The organism is Streptomyces sp. NPDC007929, from assembly GCF_042959065.1.
In the GTDB taxonomy this organism is placed as follows: Bacteria; Actinomycetota; Actinomycetes; order Streptomycetales; family Streptomycetaceae; genus Streptomyces.
The window spans coordinates 179,678-200,074 of the sequence record NZ_JBIBKD010000006.1; the positions used below are offsets into that span (position 1 = coordinate 179,678).

At 72.7% G+C, this 20,397-nt stretch carries 17 protein-coding genes; 7 read left to right on the forward strand and 10 right to left on the reverse strand.

What is annotated here, in order from left to right:
• Positions 1-6: 6 nt before the first annotated feature.
• Entirely contained in the window at positions 7-942 is a 936-nt protein-coding gene (locus tag ACFZDE_RS21600) for an SIS domain-containing protein (protein WP_391001234.1), read from the reverse strand.
• 55 nt (positions 943-997) lie between these two features.
• Between ACFZDE_RS21600 and ACFZDE_RS21605 the strand changes: the two genes are divergently transcribed.
• Positions 998-1,381: a hypothetical protein gene (locus ACFZDE_RS21605; protein ID WP_391000708.1), complete on the forward strand. Its 384-nt coding sequence runs from the start codon at positions 998-1,000 to the stop codon at positions 1,379-1,381.
• A gap of 7 nt (positions 1,382-1,388) precedes the next feature.
• The gene (locus tag ACFZDE_RS21610; protein WP_391000711.1) at positions 1,389-1,676 is read left to right on the forward strand and encodes a DUF4031 domain-containing protein; all 288 of its coding nucleotides are present in this window, start codon (positions 1,389-1,391) and stop codon (positions 1,674-1,676) included.
• On the opposite strand, the gene ACFZDE_RS21615 is transcribed toward ACFZDE_RS21610, so the two are convergent.
• The 4 genes from ACFZDE_RS21615 to ACFZDE_RS21630 form a co-directional block, all read right to left on the reverse strand.
• On the reverse strand, positions 1,646-2,725 hold the full coding sequence (locus ACFZDE_RS21615) for a GNAT family N-acetyltransferase (protein WP_391201795.1): 1,080 nt from the start codon (positions 2,723-2,725) through the stop codon (positions 1,646-1,648). The genes ACFZDE_RS21610 and ACFZDE_RS21615 overlap by 31 nt on opposite strands.
• A gap of 10 nt (positions 2,726-2,735) precedes the next feature.
• Positions 2,736-7,418 (reverse strand): caspase family protein, encoded by a 4,683-nt coding sequence (locus tag ACFZDE_RS21620; protein ID WP_391201798.1) that lies wholly within the window; start codon positions 7,416-7,418, stop codon positions 2,736-2,738.
• Between the two features lie 163 nt (positions 7,419-7,581).
• Positions 7,582-7,914, reverse strand: a complete 333-nt coding sequence (locus ACFZDE_RS21625) for a hypothetical protein (RefSeq protein ID WP_391000720.1) — start codon at positions 7,912-7,914, stop codon at positions 7,582-7,584.
• 61 nt (positions 7,915-7,975) lie between these two features.
• Positions 7,976-8,647 carry a hypothetical protein gene (locus tag ACFZDE_RS21630; protein ID WP_391201801.1) on the reverse strand — a complete coding sequence of 224 codons (672 nt, stop codon included), beginning with the start codon at positions 8,645-8,647 and terminating at the stop codon, positions 7,976-7,978.
• Between the two features lie 39 nt (positions 8,648-8,686).
• On the opposite strand from ACFZDE_RS21630, the gene ACFZDE_RS21635 reads away from it, so the two are divergent.
• From ACFZDE_RS21635 to ACFZDE_RS21645, 3 genes are all read left to right on the forward strand, one after another.
• On the forward strand, positions 8,687-9,367 hold the full coding sequence (locus ACFZDE_RS21635; RefSeq protein WP_391201803.1) for a maleylpyruvate isomerase family mycothiol-dependent enzyme: 681 nt from the start codon (positions 8,687-8,689) through the stop codon (positions 9,365-9,367).
• A 100-nt stretch (positions 9,368-9,467) separates the two neighbouring features.
• The gene (locus tag ACFZDE_RS21640) at positions 9,468-10,160 is read left to right on the forward strand and encodes a copper homeostasis protein CutC (RefSeq protein ID WP_391201806.1); all 693 of its coding nucleotides are present in this window, start codon (positions 9,468-9,470) and stop codon (positions 10,158-10,160) included.
• A 174-nt stretch (positions 10,161-10,334) separates the two neighbouring features.
• The gene (locus tag ACFZDE_RS21645; RefSeq protein WP_391201808.1) at positions 10,335-10,808 is read left to right on the forward strand and encodes a hypothetical protein; all 474 of its coding nucleotides are present in this window, start codon (positions 10,335-10,337) and stop codon (positions 10,806-10,808) included.
• Positions 10,809-10,941: 133 nt separating this feature from the next.
• Here the strand turns inward: ACFZDE_RS21645 and ACFZDE_RS21650 are convergent, their stop codons facing one another.
• Positions 10,942-12,981: a UvrD-helicase domain-containing protein gene (locus ACFZDE_RS21650; RefSeq protein WP_391201811.1), complete on the reverse strand. Its 2,040-nt coding sequence runs from the start codon at positions 12,979-12,981 to the stop codon at positions 10,942-10,944.
• Positions 12,982-13,293: 312 nt separating this feature from the next.
• Between ACFZDE_RS21650 and ACFZDE_RS21655 the strand changes: the two genes are divergently transcribed.
• On the forward strand, positions 13,294-13,482 hold the full coding sequence (locus ACFZDE_RS21655; protein WP_062927558.1) for a hypothetical protein: 189 nt from the start codon (positions 13,294-13,296) through the stop codon (positions 13,480-13,482).
• A gap of 23 nt (positions 13,483-13,505) precedes the next feature.
• On the opposite strand, the gene ACFZDE_RS21660 is transcribed toward ACFZDE_RS21655, so the two are convergent.
• Complete coding sequence (locus ACFZDE_RS21660; protein WP_391000736.1) at positions 13,506-15,149, reverse strand: DNA repair helicase XPB; 1,644 nt, start codon at positions 15,147-15,149, stop codon at positions 13,506-13,508.
• 181 nt (positions 15,150-15,330) lie between these two features.
• On the opposite strand from ACFZDE_RS21660, the gene istB reads away from it, so the two are divergent.
• The gene (gene istB / locus ACFZDE_RS21665; RefSeq protein ID WP_391201814.1) at positions 15,331-16,593 is read left to right on the forward strand and encodes an IS21-like element helper ATPase IstB; all 1,263 of its coding nucleotides are present in this window, start codon (positions 15,331-15,333) and stop codon (positions 16,591-16,593) included.
• Here the strand turns inward: istB and ACFZDE_RS21670 are convergent.
• The 3 genes from ACFZDE_RS21670 to ACFZDE_RS21680 all read right to left on the reverse strand — a co-directional run bounded on the left by ACFZDE_RS21670 (position 16,571) and on the right by ACFZDE_RS21680 (position 20,280).
• Positions 16,571-16,759: a hypothetical protein gene (locus ACFZDE_RS21670; RefSeq protein WP_391000742.1), complete on the reverse strand. Its 189-nt coding sequence runs from the start codon at positions 16,757-16,759 to the stop codon at positions 16,571-16,573. The genes istB and ACFZDE_RS21670 overlap by 23 nt on opposite strands.
• Before the next feature lie 100 nt (positions 16,760-16,859).
• Positions 16,860-16,991: a hypothetical protein gene (locus ACFZDE_RS21675; protein ID WP_391201817.1), complete on the reverse strand. Its 132-nt coding sequence runs from the start codon at positions 16,989-16,991 to the stop codon at positions 16,860-16,862.
• 748 nt (positions 16,992-17,739) lie between these two features.
• Positions 17,740-20,280 (reverse strand): helicase-associated domain-containing protein, encoded by a 2,541-nt coding sequence (locus ACFZDE_RS21680; RefSeq protein WP_391201820.1) that lies wholly within the window; start codon positions 20,278-20,280, stop codon positions 17,740-17,742.
• Positions 20,281-20,397: the final 117 nt, after the last annotated feature.

Below are 20,397 nucleotides of genomic sequence, written 5' to 3' on the forward strand. Positions count from 1 at the left end.
GCTGCCTCAGGAACGGTGCCGGTGGGCCAGCGCCTCGTACGACGCCGACAGCGCGGGCGCCGCCTTCTCGTACGTCCGCTGCGCCACCCCCACGAACAGGCAGTCCACCACGAGGAGCTGACCGGTCCGGGACGACATGGCCGCCGGACGCAGCTCGCTCTCGCGTGCGGTCGACGTGGTGAGGACGTGATCGGCGTACTGCGTGACCGGGCCGTTCGGACGGCCGGTGATCGCCACCGTCGTCGCCCCGCGCTCGAAGGCGACCCGCAGCGGCTCGATGACGTCGCCCGTCGACCCCGAGTGCGTGATGGCGACGGCGACATCGCCCGCGCGCAACTGCACGGCGTTGGTGACGGCCAGGTGCGGGTCGCTGTGCGCGTGCGCCATCAGCCCTATGCGCAGCAGCTTCTGCGTGAGGTCCTGCGCCACCAGGCCGGACGCCCCCACGCCGTACACATCGGTGCGGCGGGCCCCGGTCAGGGCGGTGACCGCCGCGCCCAGTTGCACGGTGTCGAGCCCGGCGGCGGTGTCGGCGAGGGTCTGCTGCTCGTCGTAGGCGAGCTTGGCGACCACGTCGGCGATCGGGTCGTCCACCGCGATGTCCGTGGTGATCGCGGGGGCGCGGCCGGACTGCTGCTGCGCGGCGAGCCCGGCCAGCGCCAGGCGCAGGTCCCGGTAACCCGGATAGCCCAGCAGCCGGGCGGTGCGCACGACGGTCGCCTCGCTGGTGCCGGTGAGCTCGGCCAGGCCGGTGACCGTGAGGGCCGCGCAGCCGGCCGGGTCGCCCGCGACGGCCTCGGCGACGCGCTGCATGGAACGCGTCATCGACGGACCCAGCGTGCGCACCTTGGCCGCGAGGGCGGCCGGGGCGGGCGGGGCGCCGCTCGCGCCCGAGGGGCCGCCGCGCTCACGGGCGAAAATTTCCTTCACGTCTCGGGTCACCATTGAAAGATATTTTCGGGGCGGCGTTCGGGTCAAGAGTGCGCACAATGGGTGCATGGATCCCATCAGCCCCCTGGAGCAGGCGCTGCACGCCGCGCGCGCCCTCGTGCTGGCCGACCTCGTCGCGGGCCGCGTCGCCGACGCGGATGTCGTCTCCCTGGTCGAGGAGTCCATCAAGCAGCGCCGATGGTGGGTCGAGCAGTGGCCCGAGGGCGCCCGGTACGTGGCCGGCCTGGTCGCGCAGGACGTCCAGGACGCCCTGCTGGAGCGGTACGGCCGCTGGCCGCTGTGCCCGGTGTGCGGCGCGGGCCAGCCGCACGCGCTCGACGTGGAGCCGGAGTTGGGGCCCGACCCGCACTGGGTGTGCGGCGAGGCGGGCGTGAAGGTCGCCGCCGTGGGAGCGCTGGGCGAGGCCATCGGCGGCCCCGCGGCGTCGTGAGGCTCGTGTGACGATCTACATCGACCCGCCGACCTGGCCCGGCCACGGCCGCCTGTGGTCCCACCTCGTCAGCGACGTCTCCTACGAGGAGCTGCACACCTTCGCCGAAGGCCTCGGCGTCCCCCGCCGGGCCTTCGAACGCGACCACTATGACCTCCCCGACCGCCGGTACGCCGACGCGGTGCGGGCCGGGGCGGTGGAGGTCAGCAGCCGCGAGGTGGTGCGGCTGCTGCACGCGGCCGGGCTGCGGCGGCCCAAGGGGCGCTATCCCTCGCCGGGTTCGCGCAGCTCGTAGGTGTGGTGCTCGGGGTCCTCGGCGACCTGGGTGAAACCGGCCCGGGCGAGCACGTTCCGCGAAGGTGTGTTGCCCCGCTCGACGATCGCGACGACGGTCCGTACCTCCGGCCGGTCCAGCGCCCAGGACGTCAGCGTGCGCAGCGCCTCGGTGGCGTAGCCGTGGCCACGGGCGCCGTCGACCAGGTCGTAGCCGACCTCGACCCGGCCCGCCTCGTCCGGGACGCCGTGGAAGCCCATGGCGCCGATCGCGCGCTCGTCCTCGCGCCGGACCAGCGCGTACATGCCCCACTCCGGCCGGTGGACGCCGTCCTCGTACTGCTTGTACACCAGCCCCGCGCCGACCCGGGTGCCCTCGACCGGACCGCCCTCGATCCACTCGAAGCCGCCGTCGCCGACCGTGGACAGATCGGTGGCCGCGGCCGGGGTGACGCCCTGGAGCGTGATCCGCTCGGCGTCGATCACCAGGTTGTTGTTCCAGCGCCACTCGGTGAGCGGGGCGCGGCCTTCCAGCTCGCCGCGGCCGGTGGCCCACAGCAGGGTCGGCCACGGGCTGGGACCCGGCTGGACGTGCGGGAAGATCCGGCCGAGCACGAAGTCGCACAGCTCGGGCGCCGGTTCGTACGCCAGGCCAAGCCCCTCGGCGATGTCGTGCGTGTGCAGCAGCACCTCGACCACGCCCATCGCGGCGAACCCCTCACGGTTCGCGTTGCGGAACGGGTACGGATGGAAGGCCCGTACGTGCCGCGGGGCGGTACGGACCGCGGCGGCGAGCAGGGCCCCCGTCGTGCGGATCACCTGGACCGCGCCCGCGTTCTCGGTCCCCTCGTCCAGCGAGATGTCGAAGGGCGTGTATCCCTCCTGCTCCCGCCCGGCCAACTGCCCGGCGTACGCGATGAGATCACTCGCGATGTGCACGGCCGTCTTCCGGCAGTCCCACTCCAGCCGCCCGGCCCGTACGCCCTCCCAGTCCCGCCCGGTGACCGCCCCCAGCAGGTCCACGCACTCGGCGACGGCCTGCTCCACCTGTTCCGCTCCCGTTGTCCACATGGTGGGCAGGCTACGAGGGGGCGGGAGACTCCGGCGACGGGTTTTCCGATGCGGTGAACCAGTCCTCGATCTCGTGGCGCATACCGAGTTCGGTCGCTTTCAGGGCGGTCCAGCGGAGCGTCCTGGCGGCGGACATCCCTACGACGGCCAGGGTGACGAGCGTGAGTGGGGGGTCGTCGGGGTCGGGAGTGAAGGCGGGGACGTTTTCGTTGGTGAGGGCGTGGCGCAGGAGCCCTTCCAGGTGGAGCTCTCTGACGTCGGTGTCCGACGGGGTGACGACGTCGTAGCCGAAGTCGGTGAGGGCCTTGGCGTGACCGCCCACGGCCTTCAGGGCGGCGAGGGACACCGGGCCGTGGGTGGAGGGGTCGGCGAAGGGACGGTGCTGATGCAGCATGTTGTCGATATCCGGGGCGGAGCAGACGGCTTCGGCTGTGACCGAGCAGCGGTAGCCCCACCGGGCGAGGACGGTGATCGCCTCGGGCAGTGGGATGCCCACTTGCCGTGCCCCGTAGGCCACGTCCATCAGGCTCACAGGTTCGGCCGTGTGCGCCATGGGACTGTGGCCGATGAGAGCGGTGTCGGCCGACGAAGGCAACTGCTCTTCGTCGTCGGGGACGGGCGCCACCGCGTAACCGAGCTCTTCCAGCCGGGCCGCGACGGAGCGGACGGTCTGGTGGAGATGGCGTGCTACCTCTGTCATGTAGAAGAGGGAGACCTCCTGATCCACCGGGGGGCGCTGGCCGTTGTGCCGGAGGAGCGACCGGTCGTCCTCCGTGAGTTCGGGCCGGTCCGTGGCGAGCGGGGGCAGCTGGAAGCCCAGTTCGGACAGGAACTCCGTGACGTGGAGCACCGTCGTGTCCGTCTCGTGGGCGACCGAGACCAGTTGGGTGCGGGAGATCCGAAGAGCCTCTTGTGGAGTCGGCTTCACGGTGCATGACGACCACAGGCTGTCGAGGAGCCTGCGCTCCTCGTCGGTCCAGTGCTCCCGCACCGGGGGGTCCTCCGGCACGGTGAAGCCCAGGTCCCGCAGACGCCGCGCGGCTCGTGTCGTGGAGCAGACATGGTGGGCGGCACTGAAACTCACCTGTGCCCCCGAGAGCACCGAGCCCGGAGTCAGCCAGCCCGCCGGGTTGCCCAGCGGTCGCAGGAGCTTGAGGTCCTCGTAGTCGGCGGCGGCGCATCCGGCCAGAGGCTCGACCTGGTATCCCAGAGCGGTGAGCCGGTCGGCGACCTCCGCGGGCGGTCGCTCCGTGACGAAGCTCAGCGTGAGTGCCGCGTCCGCGTCGAGCGGCTGGGCGGGGTCGAGCCATTCGAAGAGGCCACCGAGGAGCAACGCGGGATGCTGCTCGTACTCCCGCCCCTTCCACTCCCGGTACGCGAAGTCCCAACGCCTGTGCCGGCCTCCGCTGAGCAGGGGCAGGTCGGAGGGCCGGGCGCACACCTCGTCGGACGGGCACGGTTCCGGCAGCGACACCGGGCCGCCAAGGCCCGCGCGGTACAGCACGCGCAGGCGCCACCGCAGCACGCTCGGCGGCATGGTGCCGAAGAAGCGGGCCGCGTGGAGCCCGGACGGTTGTTCCGGCGGGTAGCTGCCGGTCACCAAGGAGATCAGCTCGGTGTCCGGAAGGAAGTAGCCGACTTCGTCGAAGGGCACCGAGGCGTCCCCGATCCGCCATGTCAGCTCGGCCAGCTGAGCCTCCCGGGCCACGACGTCGCCGAACCAGGTCGCGGTGCGGCTGACATGCATCAGCCACTTGAAAGTCGGCAGCGGAAGACCTGGGCGGGTCAGACTCGATGCCGCGGCGGTGGCGACGGCCCGCACATGATCCTGGTCGAAGGACCGTACCTTCTTCCGGTCGACGGTGAGGACCGGCGCATGCTCACCGTGCAGATTCAGGATGACGCCGTGAGGCATGCCGGACACCGCCTGCCACGCGACTTCGGGCTCAGTCCCCAGGCCGTCGGACAGGATGATGCCCTGATGATCGATCCACCAGAGGTCGGGTGAGTCGGACGCGATGCAGACAGGGTTCTTGGTCGGGAGGCCCGGCCTGTGTCGCGACTGTTCGATGCCGAGCGCCGTCAGGGACAACTCCCCCGGCGCCCACTCGTGCCGCCGCGACCCGTGCACCGCCGCCGTCCGATAAGGCGCCACCCACAGCAACCGCTGCAACGCCTCCACGCACGACACGCTCTTGCCCTGCCGCGACAGCAGCAGCCGGACGGTCGTCCCCGGCTCGGTCCCCTCCCCGAGGTCCTCGACCCGGAACAGGTTCCCCGGACCCGCGATCGTCACCTGCAACAGCCGCCCCGGTCGGCCGTCCCGGCCCATGCGGCACGTGCGCACCACGATCTCGTCGGCCAGCATGAAGTAGCTCAGGACGCCGATGCCGAAACGGGAGTTGGGGTAGAGGCGGAGCTTGGGTTCGGGGAGTTCGCTCCAGGCGACCTGCTCCTCGATGTACTCGGGCAGGTCGACGAAGCGGGTGCCGCCCTGGGAGAAGACGCTGGCGAGTTCGGTGATGCCCATGCCGATGCCGTTGTCGCGGCACTCCAGGTAGGGGCGGCCGTCGGTGCCGACGCCCTGGACGAACTCGATCCGCCCCTCGAAGGCAACCGCGGCCTGCCCGGTGCGCTGGAGGTACTGGGTGCGGCAGTCCCGGTAGCGCAGCGCGTCCAGCGCGTTCTGGTACAGCTCGCGGACCGCCAGCTCCCGGTCGCCGTAGAGCTGTTCGCCCATGAGGAGTTCCTGGACGCGGTCCTCGGCGAGCTGGAAGCGGATGCCGTCGGAGAACTGGTCGGGGGTGTTGCCGTCGAGACTCACCCGGCTGCCGTCGGCGTACGGCGGCAGTGCGCCGAGCGCGGCCAGGGCCGGGTCGTCGCCGCGGTTGATCTCGCGGAGCAGGGCGTCGACGCGGATGGCGTGCTCGCGCAGCGCGATCTGGACGGCGGGGTGGGAGCACACCGCGTTCAGCGACCGGCCCACACCGGAATGGCGCCAGTCGGAACGGCGCACGGTGGTCAGGAGTTCGCCCAGGTCGACGCTGTCGTAGATGCCGATGTGCTCCACGACGATCTCGGGCAGGTCGACGGGGTCCACGGCCATCGCGTAGGCAGCCTTGAGCAGGGCGGAGACCAGACGGGTGCGTACCTCGTGCTCGTCACCCGTGGCGGCGGCGATGACGTCGTGCTCCTCGTGGGAGGCGTCCCTCGCGGGCCGGGCGGCGGCGGCCCGGCGCACCGAGAACGGGGCCGTGCGGTGCTCCTTCAGCAGTCGCATCAGACGGTCCGCGGAGAGCGCGTCGGCCACCCAGGAGGGCTGGTCCGAGCCGCTCGGCAGCTCGCCGAGCAGGGACTTGAGAGCCTCCGCCGCGTACAGCTCCGGCTGCTGGATCAGCCAGCGGTGGAACAGCCACCAGCGGATCCGCTCCACCGAGCCGCGCGGCGCCGTCTTGTCGTGCAGGGTGAGCAGCCGGCGCTTCAGCCGCGGGAACCCCTGGCCGAACTTGCGGAAGCGGCTGTGATCGGGACCGGCGTCGCACCGGTCCGCGCCGAGTACGCCGACCCGCTGCGCGGACTCCTGGGCCCAGAAGGTCTGCTCGACCAGGGGCAGCAGGACGGCCAGGGCCGCCTCGGTCGGCGACACCTGGACGCCGTCGGCGAGGCGGCCGGCGAGGAAGCCGAGCCGCTCGTGCGTACGACGGGCCAGCTCGGCGTCGTGCCAGGGGTCGTCGCGCAGGGCGGGCGCCGCGCCCTCGTACGCCGAGGCGAGCCGGGCCGCCAGGGCCGTACAGGTCTCCTGGAGATGCCGGCGGGCGGGCCCGTCGGGGGTGCGCTGCCAGATGGGGTGCCGTTCCGCCGAGCGGATCCAGGGGTGGGCCTCGGTCCGGCGGTCGGGGCCGGGCAGCAGTGGGAAGTCCTCCCCGCCGGGAGCGGCCGTGGTCTCCGTGACGACCGTGACCTGCTGGAGCGCGCGTGCCTTGCCGTAGGCGCGGTGCAGTTCCTCCACCCGGGTCTGGATCCGCGCGGCGAACTCCCGCAGCCGCAGGGCGTGGGGGTCCGCCGCGATCGTGTCGGCGAGGGCGCGGGAGAAGAGGCTGAACGACTCGCCCGGCTGCGTACCGGGGTCGAAGCCCGGCCGGACCGTCTCCTTCTCGCCGACGAACAGCGCGAACTGGGGTGCCGCGCAGGCGTGTACGTAGGCCACCTTGCGGCGCAGCGCGTCGGCGACCTTGCGCCGGGGCCAGGGCCGCACCCCGGGCAGTGCCGCCATGGTGTCGCGGTCGATGCCCTCACGGCAGGCGTCGACGAGGAAGACGACATGGGCCGCGGCGCAGTCCTCCAGCTCCCGTTCCCAGCCGATCTCGATGCAGCTGTGGGCGAAGACCCCGACGTCGAACGTGGCGTCCTCGGGGATCAGGAAGTCCTTGCCCTCGAAGTGCTGGCCGTGCCCGCTGAGCAGGATCAGCAGGGTGTCGCCCCGGCCCGCGTCCCGCAGGAACGCGCGGATGCGGCCGTTGACGGTGTTCGGGGTGATGCCGCGCTTGCTCTCGACGATCTCCGCCGACTGGAACCCGCGCTCGACCAGCACCTCCCGGACCCGCTGGAGGTCGTCGCGGACGAACGGCAGGTCCTGGATGCGCGGGTCGTCGTAGTCGCTCGCTCCGATGAGCAGCGCTCTGTGCTGAGGCATGCGGGGCGGGTCAGGCGGGCCGGGTCGTGGCGACCCCCGCGGTCGTCGTCGCCGTTCTCCGGTTCACCGCGCTGCCGCTCATGCCGTCCCCCTGCCGCTCGGCCGTTCGTCCGACAACTTTAGTTCACCGGGCGGTTGTTGCGTCCCTGGTTGGGCGGGGTTCTCAGGGGCGCCGGAAGACCAGGGTGAGTCCGCGGGTGCCCTGCACCTGGCCGGTGCCGAGGAGCTGGATGCCGCCGCTCGCGGTGACTTGGAAGGACAGCTGGGCCTCGGCGAGCGGGAGGGTGCCGCCGCGGGCCGCGGCGTCCTCGAACAACTGCTGGAGCGCGTCGACGGTCTCGGCGAGGTTCTTGCGCAGGGGGCCGAGCGGGACGGACCGCAGGGCCGGCTCGCCGCTGCCGAAGAGGCCCATGGAGTCGTCGTCGCCCTCCTCGGTGACGGTGACCCAGAACGGCAGGCTCGGCTCGACGACCTCGGGTTCGCTGGTGTGGTCCATCCGGGTTCCCTCCCTGTGGTGGAGCTGTGGCGCGGTGGAGCTGTGGCGCGTGCGGCCAACCCTAGGACGTGGAGGGCGGGCCGGAGGGCGATTCCCCGAGCAGCTCCAGCTCCGACCGCAGGTTGTAGCGGGCGGTGGCCTCCCATGCGGCGGCGCCGTGCGGGGTGCGGAACAGGCGGGGGAGGTCCAGGAGTTGGCGCAGGATCGCGGCGCGGCCCTCGCGGAAGGCGTCGCTCGGGACGAAGTGGTACTCCTCGCGGACGGCCGTGGTGTAGGCGGCGTACGCCGACGGGGGCGAGGCGAGGATCGCGAGGTCGGCGTCGCACAGGACCTGGCCGTCGGGGTCGTCGTCGGCCGGGTCGTGGGTGACGGTGAGCCGGACCAGGCGGGCCACCTCGGCGGTCTTCGCCTCCGGGAGACCGGCTTCGGCGAGGGCGCGTTCGGCGAGGCGGGCCGAGCGCTCCTCGTTCTCGGAGCGGTCGGGCAGGTACACCGCGTCGTGGAACCAGGCGGCCAGCCGGACCACGTCCGGGTCGTGCGCGTACCGCTCCAGTTCGTCGACGCGGTCCAGGACAGCCGTGAGGTGCTCGACCGTGTGGTAGCGGCGCCGCGGCTCCTGCCAGCGGGTGAGCAGGGCGTCGGCGTACGGCGCCGGGTCGGGCCCGCCGGCCGGGCCCCGGGCCGCTTCCAGGGCGCGGGCGAAGCGGGTGCGCAGGGAATCGAGGTCGGACATGCGGCCATTCTCCCGCCGGACAGGCCCTAGCGTGGGGGCATGACGACTCCTGCTGATGTTCCTGATGTACGGGACCCCGAGCAGCCCGGGCGGTTGCTGACGATCGAGCGTGACGCGCTGATCCCGCTGCTGCGGGGCCGGGCCGCGCAGGACTTCGCGCGGCCCGTCGCCGCGTGTCCGGGCTGGACGGTGCGGGACGTGCTGGCGCACTGCTCGGCCGCGCTGACGCGGGTGGCGCAGGGCCGGTTCGAGGAGGGTGTGTTCTCGCCCGAGTCCAACGACCGGGACATCGCCGAGCGGGCCGGCTGGAGCGACGCGCAGGTCGTCGACGAGCTGGAGCGGGGGATGGGTGAGGCCGGGCCCGTGATCGCCGAGGCCGGCGGGAAGCTGGACCGGCTCGCCCTCGGGGAGTGGGTGCACGCCGGTGATGTGCGCGAGGCCTTCGGGGAGCCGGGGGCGTACGGCGGGGCCGGGCTGCCGGACGCGCTCGCGCTGCTCGCGCGGATCACCCGCGAGCGCGGGCACGTGGCGCTGCACGCCGACCTCGACGACCTGGACGAGCCGCTGCGGCTGGGGGAGAGCGGCGGGGAGCGGCCCCCGGGCCGTTTCATCGGGGACGGGCCGACGCTCGTACGGCTCTACGCGGGGCGGCCGGTCGACGGGGTGCCGGCGTTCGAGCTGGCCGGGGTGGAGGCCAAGGAGCTGAACATCTTCGGTTGAGCCCGCCCCCGGGGCGTCGGAGGCGGCGCGGATGGGCAGCGTAGTCTTGATTGGACTAGACCTGTCATCGAACGCCGACGCATGCCGACGAAGGGGCCCCATGAGCAAGCGTGCAGTCCTGGAGGTGATCGCCCTCGGGGTCGAGGACGCGGTCGCCGCCCAGGCGGGAGGCGCGGACCGCCTCGAGCTGGTCACCGACATGGCGGCCGACGGCCTCAGCCCGTCGGCCGCCACCGTCGCCGGGATCCGGCGTGCCGTCGACATCTCCCTGCGGGTGATGATCCGGCTGGCGGACGGATTCGCGGCGGGGGACGTCGAACGGCTGGCGCGGGTGGCCGGTGAGCTGCGGGAGGCCGGGGCGGAGGAGTTCGTGCTGGGGTTCCTCGACGCGGGGGGTGTCGTCGATCTGGCGGCCGTGGAGCGGGTGGTGGGTGTCCTGGACGGATGCCCCTGGACTTTCCACCGGGCCATCGACCGGGCCGCGGACCGGGACGCGCTGCGCAAGCAGTTGGACGGGGTGCCGGGGTTGGACACGTATCTGACGGCCGGGGCTTCGGCTGGGGTCGATGAGGGGTTGGCCGTGCTGCTCGCGGAGGCGGGGCGGGCGGGGGAGCCGGGGTATGAGCAGCGGCTGCTGGTCGGGGGTGGGTTGCGGCTGGAGCATGTGCCGGTGCTGTTGGAGGCGGGTGTCGACGGGTTTCACATCGGGGGCGCGGCTCGGCCCGGGGGGTGGGGGGAGCCGGTGTCTTCCGGGGCCGTTGCCGCGTGGCGGGCCGCGGTGGACGGGGATTGAGGGTGCTCGGATGAGGCCCCCGGTGGCCACCGAATCGGCTGAATCAGCTTGCGAGCCCCCAGTAGTTCAACGCACTGCTCCCGAGGCACCCTGGACAGTTACAGGTTCTGTGTTCCTTGCCGTTCCAAGAAGATGACGGCAGGAGCACTGTGTCCGACGAACTGGGGGGATTCTGTGAGCACATCGACACGACGTTTCGGGCTGGCCATCGCAGTGACGGCGAGCCTGCTCGTCGGCTGGGGCGCCGGACAGGGCGGCATGTCAGCCGCCGGCTCCACGAATGAGGAGTCCGCTGGTACGTCGTCAACTTCTGTACCCGCCCCGGATCTGGCGCTGGTCGCGGCGAAGGCCGCGGCATCGTCCTCGAAGACCATCAAGCGCGACTGCGGCTTCCTGAAGTCGGGAAAGTACGACTTCTATGTCAGTGGGACGTACGCGGAGACTCACAGGTGGGACAACGGGAAGTGTGACGGTCACGCCTGGGTGAAGATCAAGTACAAGGACCGCAGTGGGAAGATCCGCTACTCGTCGTGGAAGAGCGACCCTGAAACGGCCAAGACCACACAGTCGGACCGCGATCACGGCACGATCCTGAAGAGTTACCACAAGGGCTGCAGCAGCTGCAAGGAGTACACCTTGACCCCCTGAGGGACAACCGGTACTCGCCGATCCAGTGCGGGCCCGCAGGACATTCTCGGGGAGTAGCGCATCTCAGAAGCGCTCTCCCCGTACCTCATTCTGAAACGATCAGTAAGCCGCTCGGTGTGCGCCCGCGGCTGGGTCAGGTCAGCTGTGTGGGGAGCGGGGTCGTGTGCGTGACCGTCAGGCCCGAGACCGCCCTGGTCAGTGCGACGTACAGGCGGCGTAGGCCGGTGCGTTCGTCGGGTTCGCCGGTGACGATCTCCTGCGGGTCGTCCAGGACCACGTAGTCGTACTCCAGGCCCTTCGCGAGGGAGGCCGGGACCAGGGTCAGGCGGGTGTCGAGGGTCGTCTCCTCACCGGGGCCGAGGTACGGGATCCCGGCCTCGTCGAGAGCCCCGGCCAGCTCCGGGACGCGGGCGTCCGCCGCGATCAGGCCCGTCGAACCCTCGTGGCGCAGCAGCTCGCGGCAGGCCTCGACCACGTCCTTCGGGCCGGACACCGGCCGCACCTCGAAGTGGCCCGGGTTCTCGCGGATCGACACCACCGGGGTGAGGCCCGGGGCGATGTGCGGGAGCAGCCGGGACGCGTAGGTGATGACGTCCGTCGGCACACGGAAACCGGCCGTCAGCTCCTCCACCAGGGCATCCCGCTTGCCCAGATGCGTCAGCGCCTCCTGCCAGCTCCGGGTCGCCCACGGCGTCGTGCCCTGCGCCAGGTCGCCGAGGACCGTCGCGCTGCCGGTGGTGCAGCGGCGGCCGACGGCCCGGTACTGCATGGGGGAGAGGTCCTGCGCCTCGTCGAGCACGACGTGCCCGAGGGAGTGCGTGCGCTGGATCAGGTCCATGGCCTCGTCGATCAGCACGGCGTCCGCCGCCGACCACTTGGCCGACTTCACGCTGCGCGCCGGCTTCGCCCAGAGGATCGCCCTCTGCTCGTCCGCGTCGAGGATCCCCTCGGCATGGACCGCGAGGAACTCCGCGTCCGACAGCAGCCGCAGCACCAGCTTCGCCGGATCGACCGCCGGCCAGACCGCCTTCACCGCCGCCTTGACCGCGCTGTTGCGGGCCACCGCGTCCTGCACCCGGTCGTCCGGCGCCTCACCCGAGCGTTCCATCTGCACCAGCACGGCGTGCGCGATGCGCTGCGGCAGGGCCTCGCGGGCGGCGCCGTAGCGGATGTCACGGTCGAGCAACTCGCGGACCAGCTCCTCCAGTTCGTACGCCGGGATCCGCCAGCGGCGGGAGCCGCGCACCACCACGACCGGCTCGGTGGGCATCGTGACGTGCGCGTAGAGGGCCCGGCGCAGCACCCGCGCCAGCCGGGCGTCGCCCTTGACGACGGCGGCCGTCGCGTCGTCCGTGCCCTTGATCTCGACATGGCCGACGAGGTCGTCGACGGTCGCCTGCTGCACGGTCAACTCGCCCAGCGCGGGCAGGACTTGCTCGATGTAGTGCAGGAAGGACCGGTTCGGCCCGATGACCAGGGTGCCGGTGCGGGCGAGCCGCTCGCGGTGCGCGTAGAGGAGGTAGGCGACCCGGTGCAGACCGACGGCGGTCTTCCCGGTGCCCGGGCCCCCTTGCACGCACACCGTGCCGGACAGGCCGGAGCGGACGATCTCGTCCTGCTCGGGCTGGATCGTCGCGACGATGTCCCGCATCGGGCCGACGCGCGGCCGCTCGATCTCCTGCTGGAGCAGCTTGCTGGTCCGGGAGGCCTCGGCCGGGTCCGACAGGTGCTCGTCCTCGTACGCGGTGATGTCGCCGCGGGTGTAGCCGAAGCGGCGGCGCAGCGCGACGTCCATCGGGTCCTTCTTGGAGGCCCGGTAGAACGGCTGTGAGACCGGCGCGCGCCAGTCGATGACCATGGGGTCGCCGTCGGCGTCGTGCACATGCCGCCGCCCGATGTAGAACCGCTCACCTTCTGCGCCCTCGGCCTGCCCGGCGCCCGGTGCGTGCAGATAGTCGAGCCGGCCGAAGAACAGCGGGGTGTCGCTGAGGTCCGCGAGGGCCTTGACGCGCTCCTCGATCTGCCGGGCCAGCACCTCGGCGTTGACCCAGTTCGCGGTGACGTCGCTGATGTCGAGAGCCTCGACGTCCTCGCGCATGGCACGCAGGGCGGAACGGGACGCGGAGAGGTGGGAGCGCTCACGCGAGAGCGGATCGTCGACGTGCCTGGACAAGGGGGTGCCTCCGGAGGGACCTGCTGAAGAGTGGGCGGTGAGATGCCGGCCGGTTTCCGTCCGGTCGGCGGCACTCCGCTGGGGAGGCGGGCAAGAGCGGAGATCTTAAGGGAACGGGTACGTCGGCCGCGAACCCTTTTTCTCCGCCCTCCTCCTCCCCGGCCCCCCCGGTCCGCCGGGGGACCCCATCCCCTAGGGGTCGGGGCCCTCCTTTCTGAGGGGCCGGGTAGCCCCGGGGGTGGAGACGGACCGCCGCACAATTGGGTCCGGAGACCGACGCGGTCTTTACGGGGGAAAACGCACCATGGAGACATGAGCGCAGCAACCATCCACCCCGCCCCGGCACCGGGCCGCCCGCCCGGCGCCACCGCCGTGGCCGGCAGTCACCGCCACCGCCTCGGCGATGCCCTGCGCGCCGTCAAGGTCTTCGCGGGCGCCGCCTTCGACGTGGTCGTACTGGGCCAGTACGGAGAGGAAGTCGGCGTGGTCCGCCGCAAGTGAGCGGACCGGCCCGGTCTCCTCCGTCAGCTCTCCGCGAGCAGCTCGTCCGCGTCCATGATCCGGTACGCGTACCCCTGCTCCGCCAGGAACCGCTGGCGGTGGGCGGCGAAGTCCTGGTCGATCGTGTCCCGGGCGACCACCGAGTAGAAGTGCGCCTGGTGGCCGTCGGACTTGGGGCGCAGGACCCGGCCCAGGCGCTGGGCCTCCTCCTGCCGGGAGCCGAAGGTGCCCGAGACCTGGATGGCGACCGTCGCCTCCGGCAGGTCGATCGAGAAGTTCGCGACCTTGGACACCACGAGCACGCTGATCTCGCCCTCCCGGAAGGCGTCGAAGAGCTTCTCCCGCTGCGCGTTCGACGTCTCACCCTTGATCACAGGAGCCCCGAGGTGCTCACCCAGCTCGTCGAGCTGGTCGATGTACTGCCCGATGACGAGGATCTGCTGCCCGGCGAAGCGGCGGACGATGGCCTCCGTGACCTTCCGCTTGGTCGCGGTCGTCGCGCAGAAGCGGTACTTCTCCTCCGTCTCGGCCGTGGCGTACGCCAGCCGCTCGGAGTCCGTCAGATTGACCCGGACCTCGACGCAGTCGGCGGGCGCGATGTAGCCCTGCGCCTCGATCTCCTTCCACGGCGCGTCGAACCGCTTGGGGCCGATCAGGGAGAACACGTCCGACTCCCGGCCGTCCTCACGCACCAGGGTCGCGGTCAGGCCGAGCCGCCGCCGCGCCTGGAGGTCGGCGGTGAACTTGAAGACCGGCGCGGGCAGCAGATGCACCTCGTCGTAGACGATCAGCCCCCAGTCCCGGGAGTCGAAGAGCTCCAGGTGCGGGTAGACGCCCTTACGCCGGGTCGTCAGCACCTGGTACGTGGCGATCGTGACGGGCCGGATCTCCTTCCTCGTCCCGCTGTACTCGCCGATCTCCTCCTCGGTGAGGGAGGTCCGCTTCACCAGCTCGTGCTTCCACTGCCGGGCGGAGACGGTGTTGGTGACCAGGATGAGGGTGGTCGACTTCGCCTGGGCCATCGACCCTGCTCCGACCAGCGTCTTCCCGGCGCCACAGGGCAGGACGACGACGCCCGAGCCGCCGTGCCAGAAGTTCTCCACGGCCTGCTTCTGGTACGGCCGCAGTGCCCAGCCGTCCTCGGCCAGCTCGATCTCGTGCGCCTCGCCGTCGACGTACCCGGCGAGGTCCTCGGCCGGCCAGCCCAGCTTCAGCAGCGTCTGCTTGATCTGCCCGCGCTCGGAGGGGTGCACGACGACGGTGTCCGGGTCGATGCGGGCGCCGACCAGGGGCGTGATCCGCTTCGACCGGAGGATCTCCTCCAGCACCGGGCGGTCGGTGGTGGTCAGGACGAGGCCGTGCGCGGGGTGCTTGGACAGGGTGAGACGGCCGTAGCGGTCCATCGTCTCGGCGATGTCCACGAGCAGCGCGTGCGGCACGGGGTAGCGGCTGTACTGCACCAGCGCGTCCACCACCTGCTCGGCGTCATGGCCCGCCGCGCGGGCGTTCCACAGGCCCAGCGGGGTCACGCGGTAGGTGTGGATGTGCTCCGGCGCCCGTTCCAGTTCCGCGAACGGGGCGATGGCCCGGCGGCAGTCGTCGGCCTGCTCGTGGTCGACTTCCAGGAGCAGGGTCTTGTCGGACTGGACGATCAGCGGACCATTCACGCGCGGCACCCTTTCTGTGGCCGGAGGACTCGGACGGCTCGACAGCGCGATGCCTCGGCCAAACGTCCAGTGTGCCTGATCGACCGGGTCGGGTGGGGTGATCCGCGCGTCCGGTCGTACTGAATGCCTATTCATCCCAACGTGTGGTGTGAATTCAGTTTTTCCCTCACGGCCCCGAAGAATGGCGAAGGTGCAGAACCCGACGACCACCACACTCGGATACGCCCTGTTCGCCACCCGCTGGCTCCAGGCCCCGTTGTACTTCGGACTGGTGGCCGCCCAGGGCGTCTACGTCTACAAGTTCTTCAAGGAGCTGTGGACCTTAATCCTGATGTGCGTGGGTGGGCATGCCACCGAGACGTACGTGATGCTCGCGGTGCTCAAGCTGGTCGACGTCGTCATGATCGCCAACTTGCTGATCATGGTGATCGTCGGCGGCTACGAGACGTTCGTCTCGCGCATCGGCCTCCAGGGCCACCGCGACCAGCCGGAATGGCTCTCACACGTCAATTCCAACGTACTGAAGGTCAAGCTCGCCACGGCGATCGTGGGTATCTCCTCGGTGCATCTGCTCCAGATGTTCGTGGACGTCCACCACACCTCCCGGCACGCCCTGATGTGGGGGACGGTGATCCACATGGCGTTCATCGCCTCGGCGGCGATCCTCGCCTACATGTCGGGCCCGATGGTCGCCCACACGGACCGCGCGCACGCCGACCGTGCACCGGCGGCACCTGAGACACCGGCCGCACCGGCCCATGCCTCCGGACCGCAGGGGCACGAGCGCGGGGAGCGGCGGGAGAAGCCGGACCCCGAGACCCCGGCCGCCACACCCGCCCTCCCTCGGCAGCCCGGCCCCGACTTCGACGCCGAGGCCCGGATCCGGGCCGCCGGGTTCCCCGCGCGCAAGCTGCTGGAGGACTTCGACGAGCAGCACCCCCGGGGCTTCGACCGGGAGACCGTGGCGCGGCTCGGCAAGGCCGACTTCGTCACCGCCCGGCGCAACGTCGTCCTCGTCGGCCCGCCCGGCACCGGCAAGACCCATCTGGCCGTCGCCCTGGGCATCCGCGCCTGCCAGGCCGGGCACGGGGTGCTGTTCGCGACCGCCGCCGAGTGGGCCGCCCGGCTCGCGGACGCCCGGGCCGCCGGCCGGCTGGAGGCGGAGCTGATCGCCCTCGACGATCACCCCCTCCTGATCGTCGACGAGGTCGGCTACACGCCCTTCGACCCGGCGGCGGCCGGCCTGCTCTTCCAGCTCGTCGCCCGCCGCTACGAGCGGGGCTCGCTGATCGTGACCGGTGACCGGCCGCTCGGCCGCTGGGACGAGGTGTTCGGCCCGTCCGCCCCGGCACTGACGGACCGGCTCGCCCATCACGCCGACGTCGTACGGCTGGACGGCGACAGCTACCGGACGCGCCGGGCTACTTCAGCGTGGGCAGACTGACGTTCTGGACCAGCGGCCCCTCGACGGTGACCCCCTCGGTGACCAGCGGCTCCACGGCGGCGACCGGCAGGGGCAGCGGCAGCACGGGGGCCGCGGCGGCAGAGGGCGCGAGCACCCCCACGAGCGCGACGGCGCAGAGGACGGCGGCGGGCAGGTTCTCAGGCATGGGGGTGGCAGTGCCTTTCACGGGCTGGGAGACGACGGACACCGCCCCGCGAGCCGGCCCGGGGACGCCTGGGCCGGCCCGATGGGTGCGCGGGTGCGGATCAGATCTGCGGTGTCTCCAGGACGAGACCGGCGACGTCGATGCTCACCGCGGAGGCCGGGGTGGCGAGCCCCCCGAACGTCATCAGGGCGGCGGTGGCGATGACGGCGGCGACTCGGCGGACAACGCGCATGAATGGACTCCCTTTCGGCGACTCTCACAGGACACCCGGTGGCTGCCCCCACCCACCCGCCGCGATGCGGCCCGCCCGGGAAGGTCGCCCAAGCGTGGGAACTCCCCGGCGTGGCGCGCATGAACACCGCCCTGCACCCGAACGGGTGACGCCCCGAGCGAAACGACGACGCGACCGACATCTCGGCCCCCGCCCGGAGCGAGTTCCTCGCCGTCGGCTCGACGTCTCGGCCCCCGCCCAGAGCGGTAGACGCGCCGCCGTCAGCGCGGGTCGCAGCGCCACCGGCAGCGCGGGTCGCAGCGCCACCGGCAGCGCGGGTCGCAGCGCCGCCGACGGCGCGGCTGTCGGCCCGCGTCAGCCTGCGCAGACGTCAGCCCGGGGCGTCGGCGAGTTCCGCGACGTCGGCTCGATGTCTCGGCCGCCGCCCAGAGCGGTAGACGACGCCGCCGTCAGCGCGGGTCGCAGCGCCGCCGACCGCGCGGCTGTCGGCCCGCGTCAGCCTGCGCAGACGTCAGCCCGGGTCGTCGGCGAGTCCTCGCCGTCGGCTCGATGTCTCGGCCGGCGACGAGAGCGGCCGTCAGCGCCGCTCTCAGCGCAGCCGACGGCGCCGACGTCAGCGCGGCTCCGTGTGGCTGCGGCGTGATCGGGAGAGTTGCCGTCGGAGCTCGGCGGCGTCGTCCGCGTGGCGGACAGCCGCGTCGGCCGCGCCGACGGCAGACCGTGTCCTGCGTGCGGCCCCGCGCGGCTGTCAGTCCGTGTCGGTGGCGAGTTCTGCGACGCCGGTGATGCGGTGGAGGGGGTAGGTGCGGACCTCGTCCGCGGTGTGGTCGTAGGCCGTGACGAAGCCGCCTTCGACGCGGATCGGGGCGATGACCCGCTGGCTGGCGGCGCCCTCGGCGTTGACGTAGCCGATCCACAGGGCCTCGCCGGTCAGGACGGCGGCCTGCATGGTGGCGAGGGTCTCGGCGGCGCCGGTGCGGGGCAGTTCGCCGCTCGCCGCGGGGGCCGTGCCGGGTTTGCGCGGCGTGGTGGAGGCGAGGTCACCGGCCCGGATGGCGCGCAGCGCGGCCGCGAGGAGGGTGTCGTCGGGGACCGGCGGCCCGTCCGGGACCGGCTCGGGCGCGGTGCGCGGCGGGGTGCGGTGGGCCAGGGCGCGGGTGATCAGCACATCGCCCTCGGCGGACTCGGCGGCCGGCGCGAACCCCATCGCCCGCAGGCCCTCCAGCAGCCCGGCCGGGTCGGCCTGCGCGGCCAGCACGGTCGGGGCGAGCCGGCGCAGCCCCAGCCCGGCGGCCCGCTTGTCGGCGAGGATCTCGCTGAGCACCGCGTCGTCGTCGCAGCGCACGTACGCCGAGGCCGCCCCGACCCGGAGGTGCCCATGCCGCCGGGCCACGTCGTCGATCAGGTACGCGAGCGGCTGCGGCACCGGCGTGCGGGAGTGCGCGGCGAGGAAGGCGTGCAGGTCGGAGGCGGCCTGCCCGGCGTCCAGCGCCCGCCGCACCGAGCCGGGCGTGAACCGGTACACGGTCGCCCCGCCCTTGGACTCGACGTCCGCCAGCACGCCCAGCATGTCCGCGAGCGGCCGTTGCAGCGGGCCGGGCGCCACCGCCGTCAGGTCGGCCTGGAGCAGCACGTGATCCAGCGGCTCGGGCAGCAGCGGCGCGAGCAGCCGGGCCGCGGCGGCCGAGGCCACGGCCTGTTCGGCGGGGGAGAGGACAGCGAGCGGGGCGGGACGGTGATGGTGGTGGACGGGCAGTTTGTCCCCCGGCCCGGAGGGTTCCGCTTCCGGGCCCGGCGCGGGAGCCGCGGGCGCGCCCAGCAGGGCCCGGCCCTGCGCCGACAGCGCGCCGCGGCCCGTGACGCCCAGCAGTTCCGCCTCGGACAGCGTCCACTCGGCGAGCCGGCCGCGCAGATCGTCCTCGCGCCGTTCGCCGCGCAGGGGCCGCTCCCAGCGCAGCCGGGCCAGCACCGACCCGGCGGCGGGCGCGGCGCCCTCGGGCAGCCCGGCCAGCAGCGCCAGCACCCGGTGCCGTACCTCGGGCGCGGCCGAGCGGTCCAGGCCCGGCCCGAGCGCCGACAACGTACGGTCCTTCGCGTCCCGGCCGCCCACCAGACCGGCCGTGCGGGTCGCCGCGAGCCAGGCCGTGACCAGCCGCGACCAGCGCTCGGCGGCGGGCAGTTCCCGCCACTCGTCGTACGCCGGGGTCGCCGCGTACCGCTCGTCGGCCTCGCCGTCCGAGGCGATCAGGCCCGCCGCGTACGCCAGCTCCACCCAGAACGCGGCGAGCGGCTCCGGCACGTCGAGCGCGACGGCGGTCCGCTTCAGGTCGCGCACGCTCAGCCCACCGGCCCGCAGCACCGCGGGCCCGCCCTCGTCCCAGTCCTTCAGCAGCTCCTCGACGGTCGCGAGCGCGGTGTACGCCTGCCCGGCCGCCGCGCTGTCCACAACCTGTGGACGGTGCACGGCCGCCGTCTCCACGACCGGCGGCACCGGTTCGGGCACCCGGTGCGCCAGACCCCGCCGCAGATGCAGCGCGACCTCGCGCGGCAGGACGACCGTGCCGGGCGCGGTCGGCAGCAGCAGCCCGCGGTCCAGCAGCCAGCGCAGCCGGGCCGCCGGATCGGCCGTGACCTGTCCGTACGGCGGCCCCCACACCAGGCGTTCCAGCACGTCGAGGGAGTCGGCCGGGGCGTCGGCGAGCAGCGCCGCCATCCGCGCCCGGTCCGTGAACAGCCCCGCCAGGGCGGCCACCGCGGACACCGAGTCGTGCGTCGAGGCGAGTCCGGCGGCCGTGACGATCTCCTGGATCCGGCCCGGGGACATCCCGGCGGTGGCCTCCTGGACCGTCGGGCCGAGCCCGGTCGGCGAGGGGTGCTGCGGCGAGGGCGCCAGCAGCTCACGCGCCGTGCGCACCAGCCGCAGCCGGTCGTCGTCGCCCCACACCAGGGCCTGCTCGCGCAAACCGTCCAGGGTGTGCGGCAGCGCGGCGACGACGGCCGGGTCCGGATCGTCCCCGGCCATGAGCCCGAGCAGTTCGCCGTACGTCGCCGGGTCCGCCGCCACGGCCAGCGCCTCCGCCGTCTGGAGCGCGAACCGGTCCAGCCGCTCCAGCGCCCGCACCACCGAGGCACGGGTGCCCGCCCGGGTCGCGAGCTGGGTGAGGTCGGTCGGGACGGGCGTGATGAGATCCGGCCGGCTACGCAGCAGCGCACCCAGCGAGGCGTCCCCCCGCGCGCGAAGCGCTTCCGCGAGGGAGCGGGGGGCCGGGGGCCTGTCCACGGTGCTCATCCGGTCCACGGTAGCGGGTCGGCCCCGGCGGCCGGGCCGACCGTGCGGGGCCGCGTTCGGGGCTCCCGCCCTGAACGCGGGACGGGGTTTTGGCTGGTTCGTGGGCACTCGCGGTAC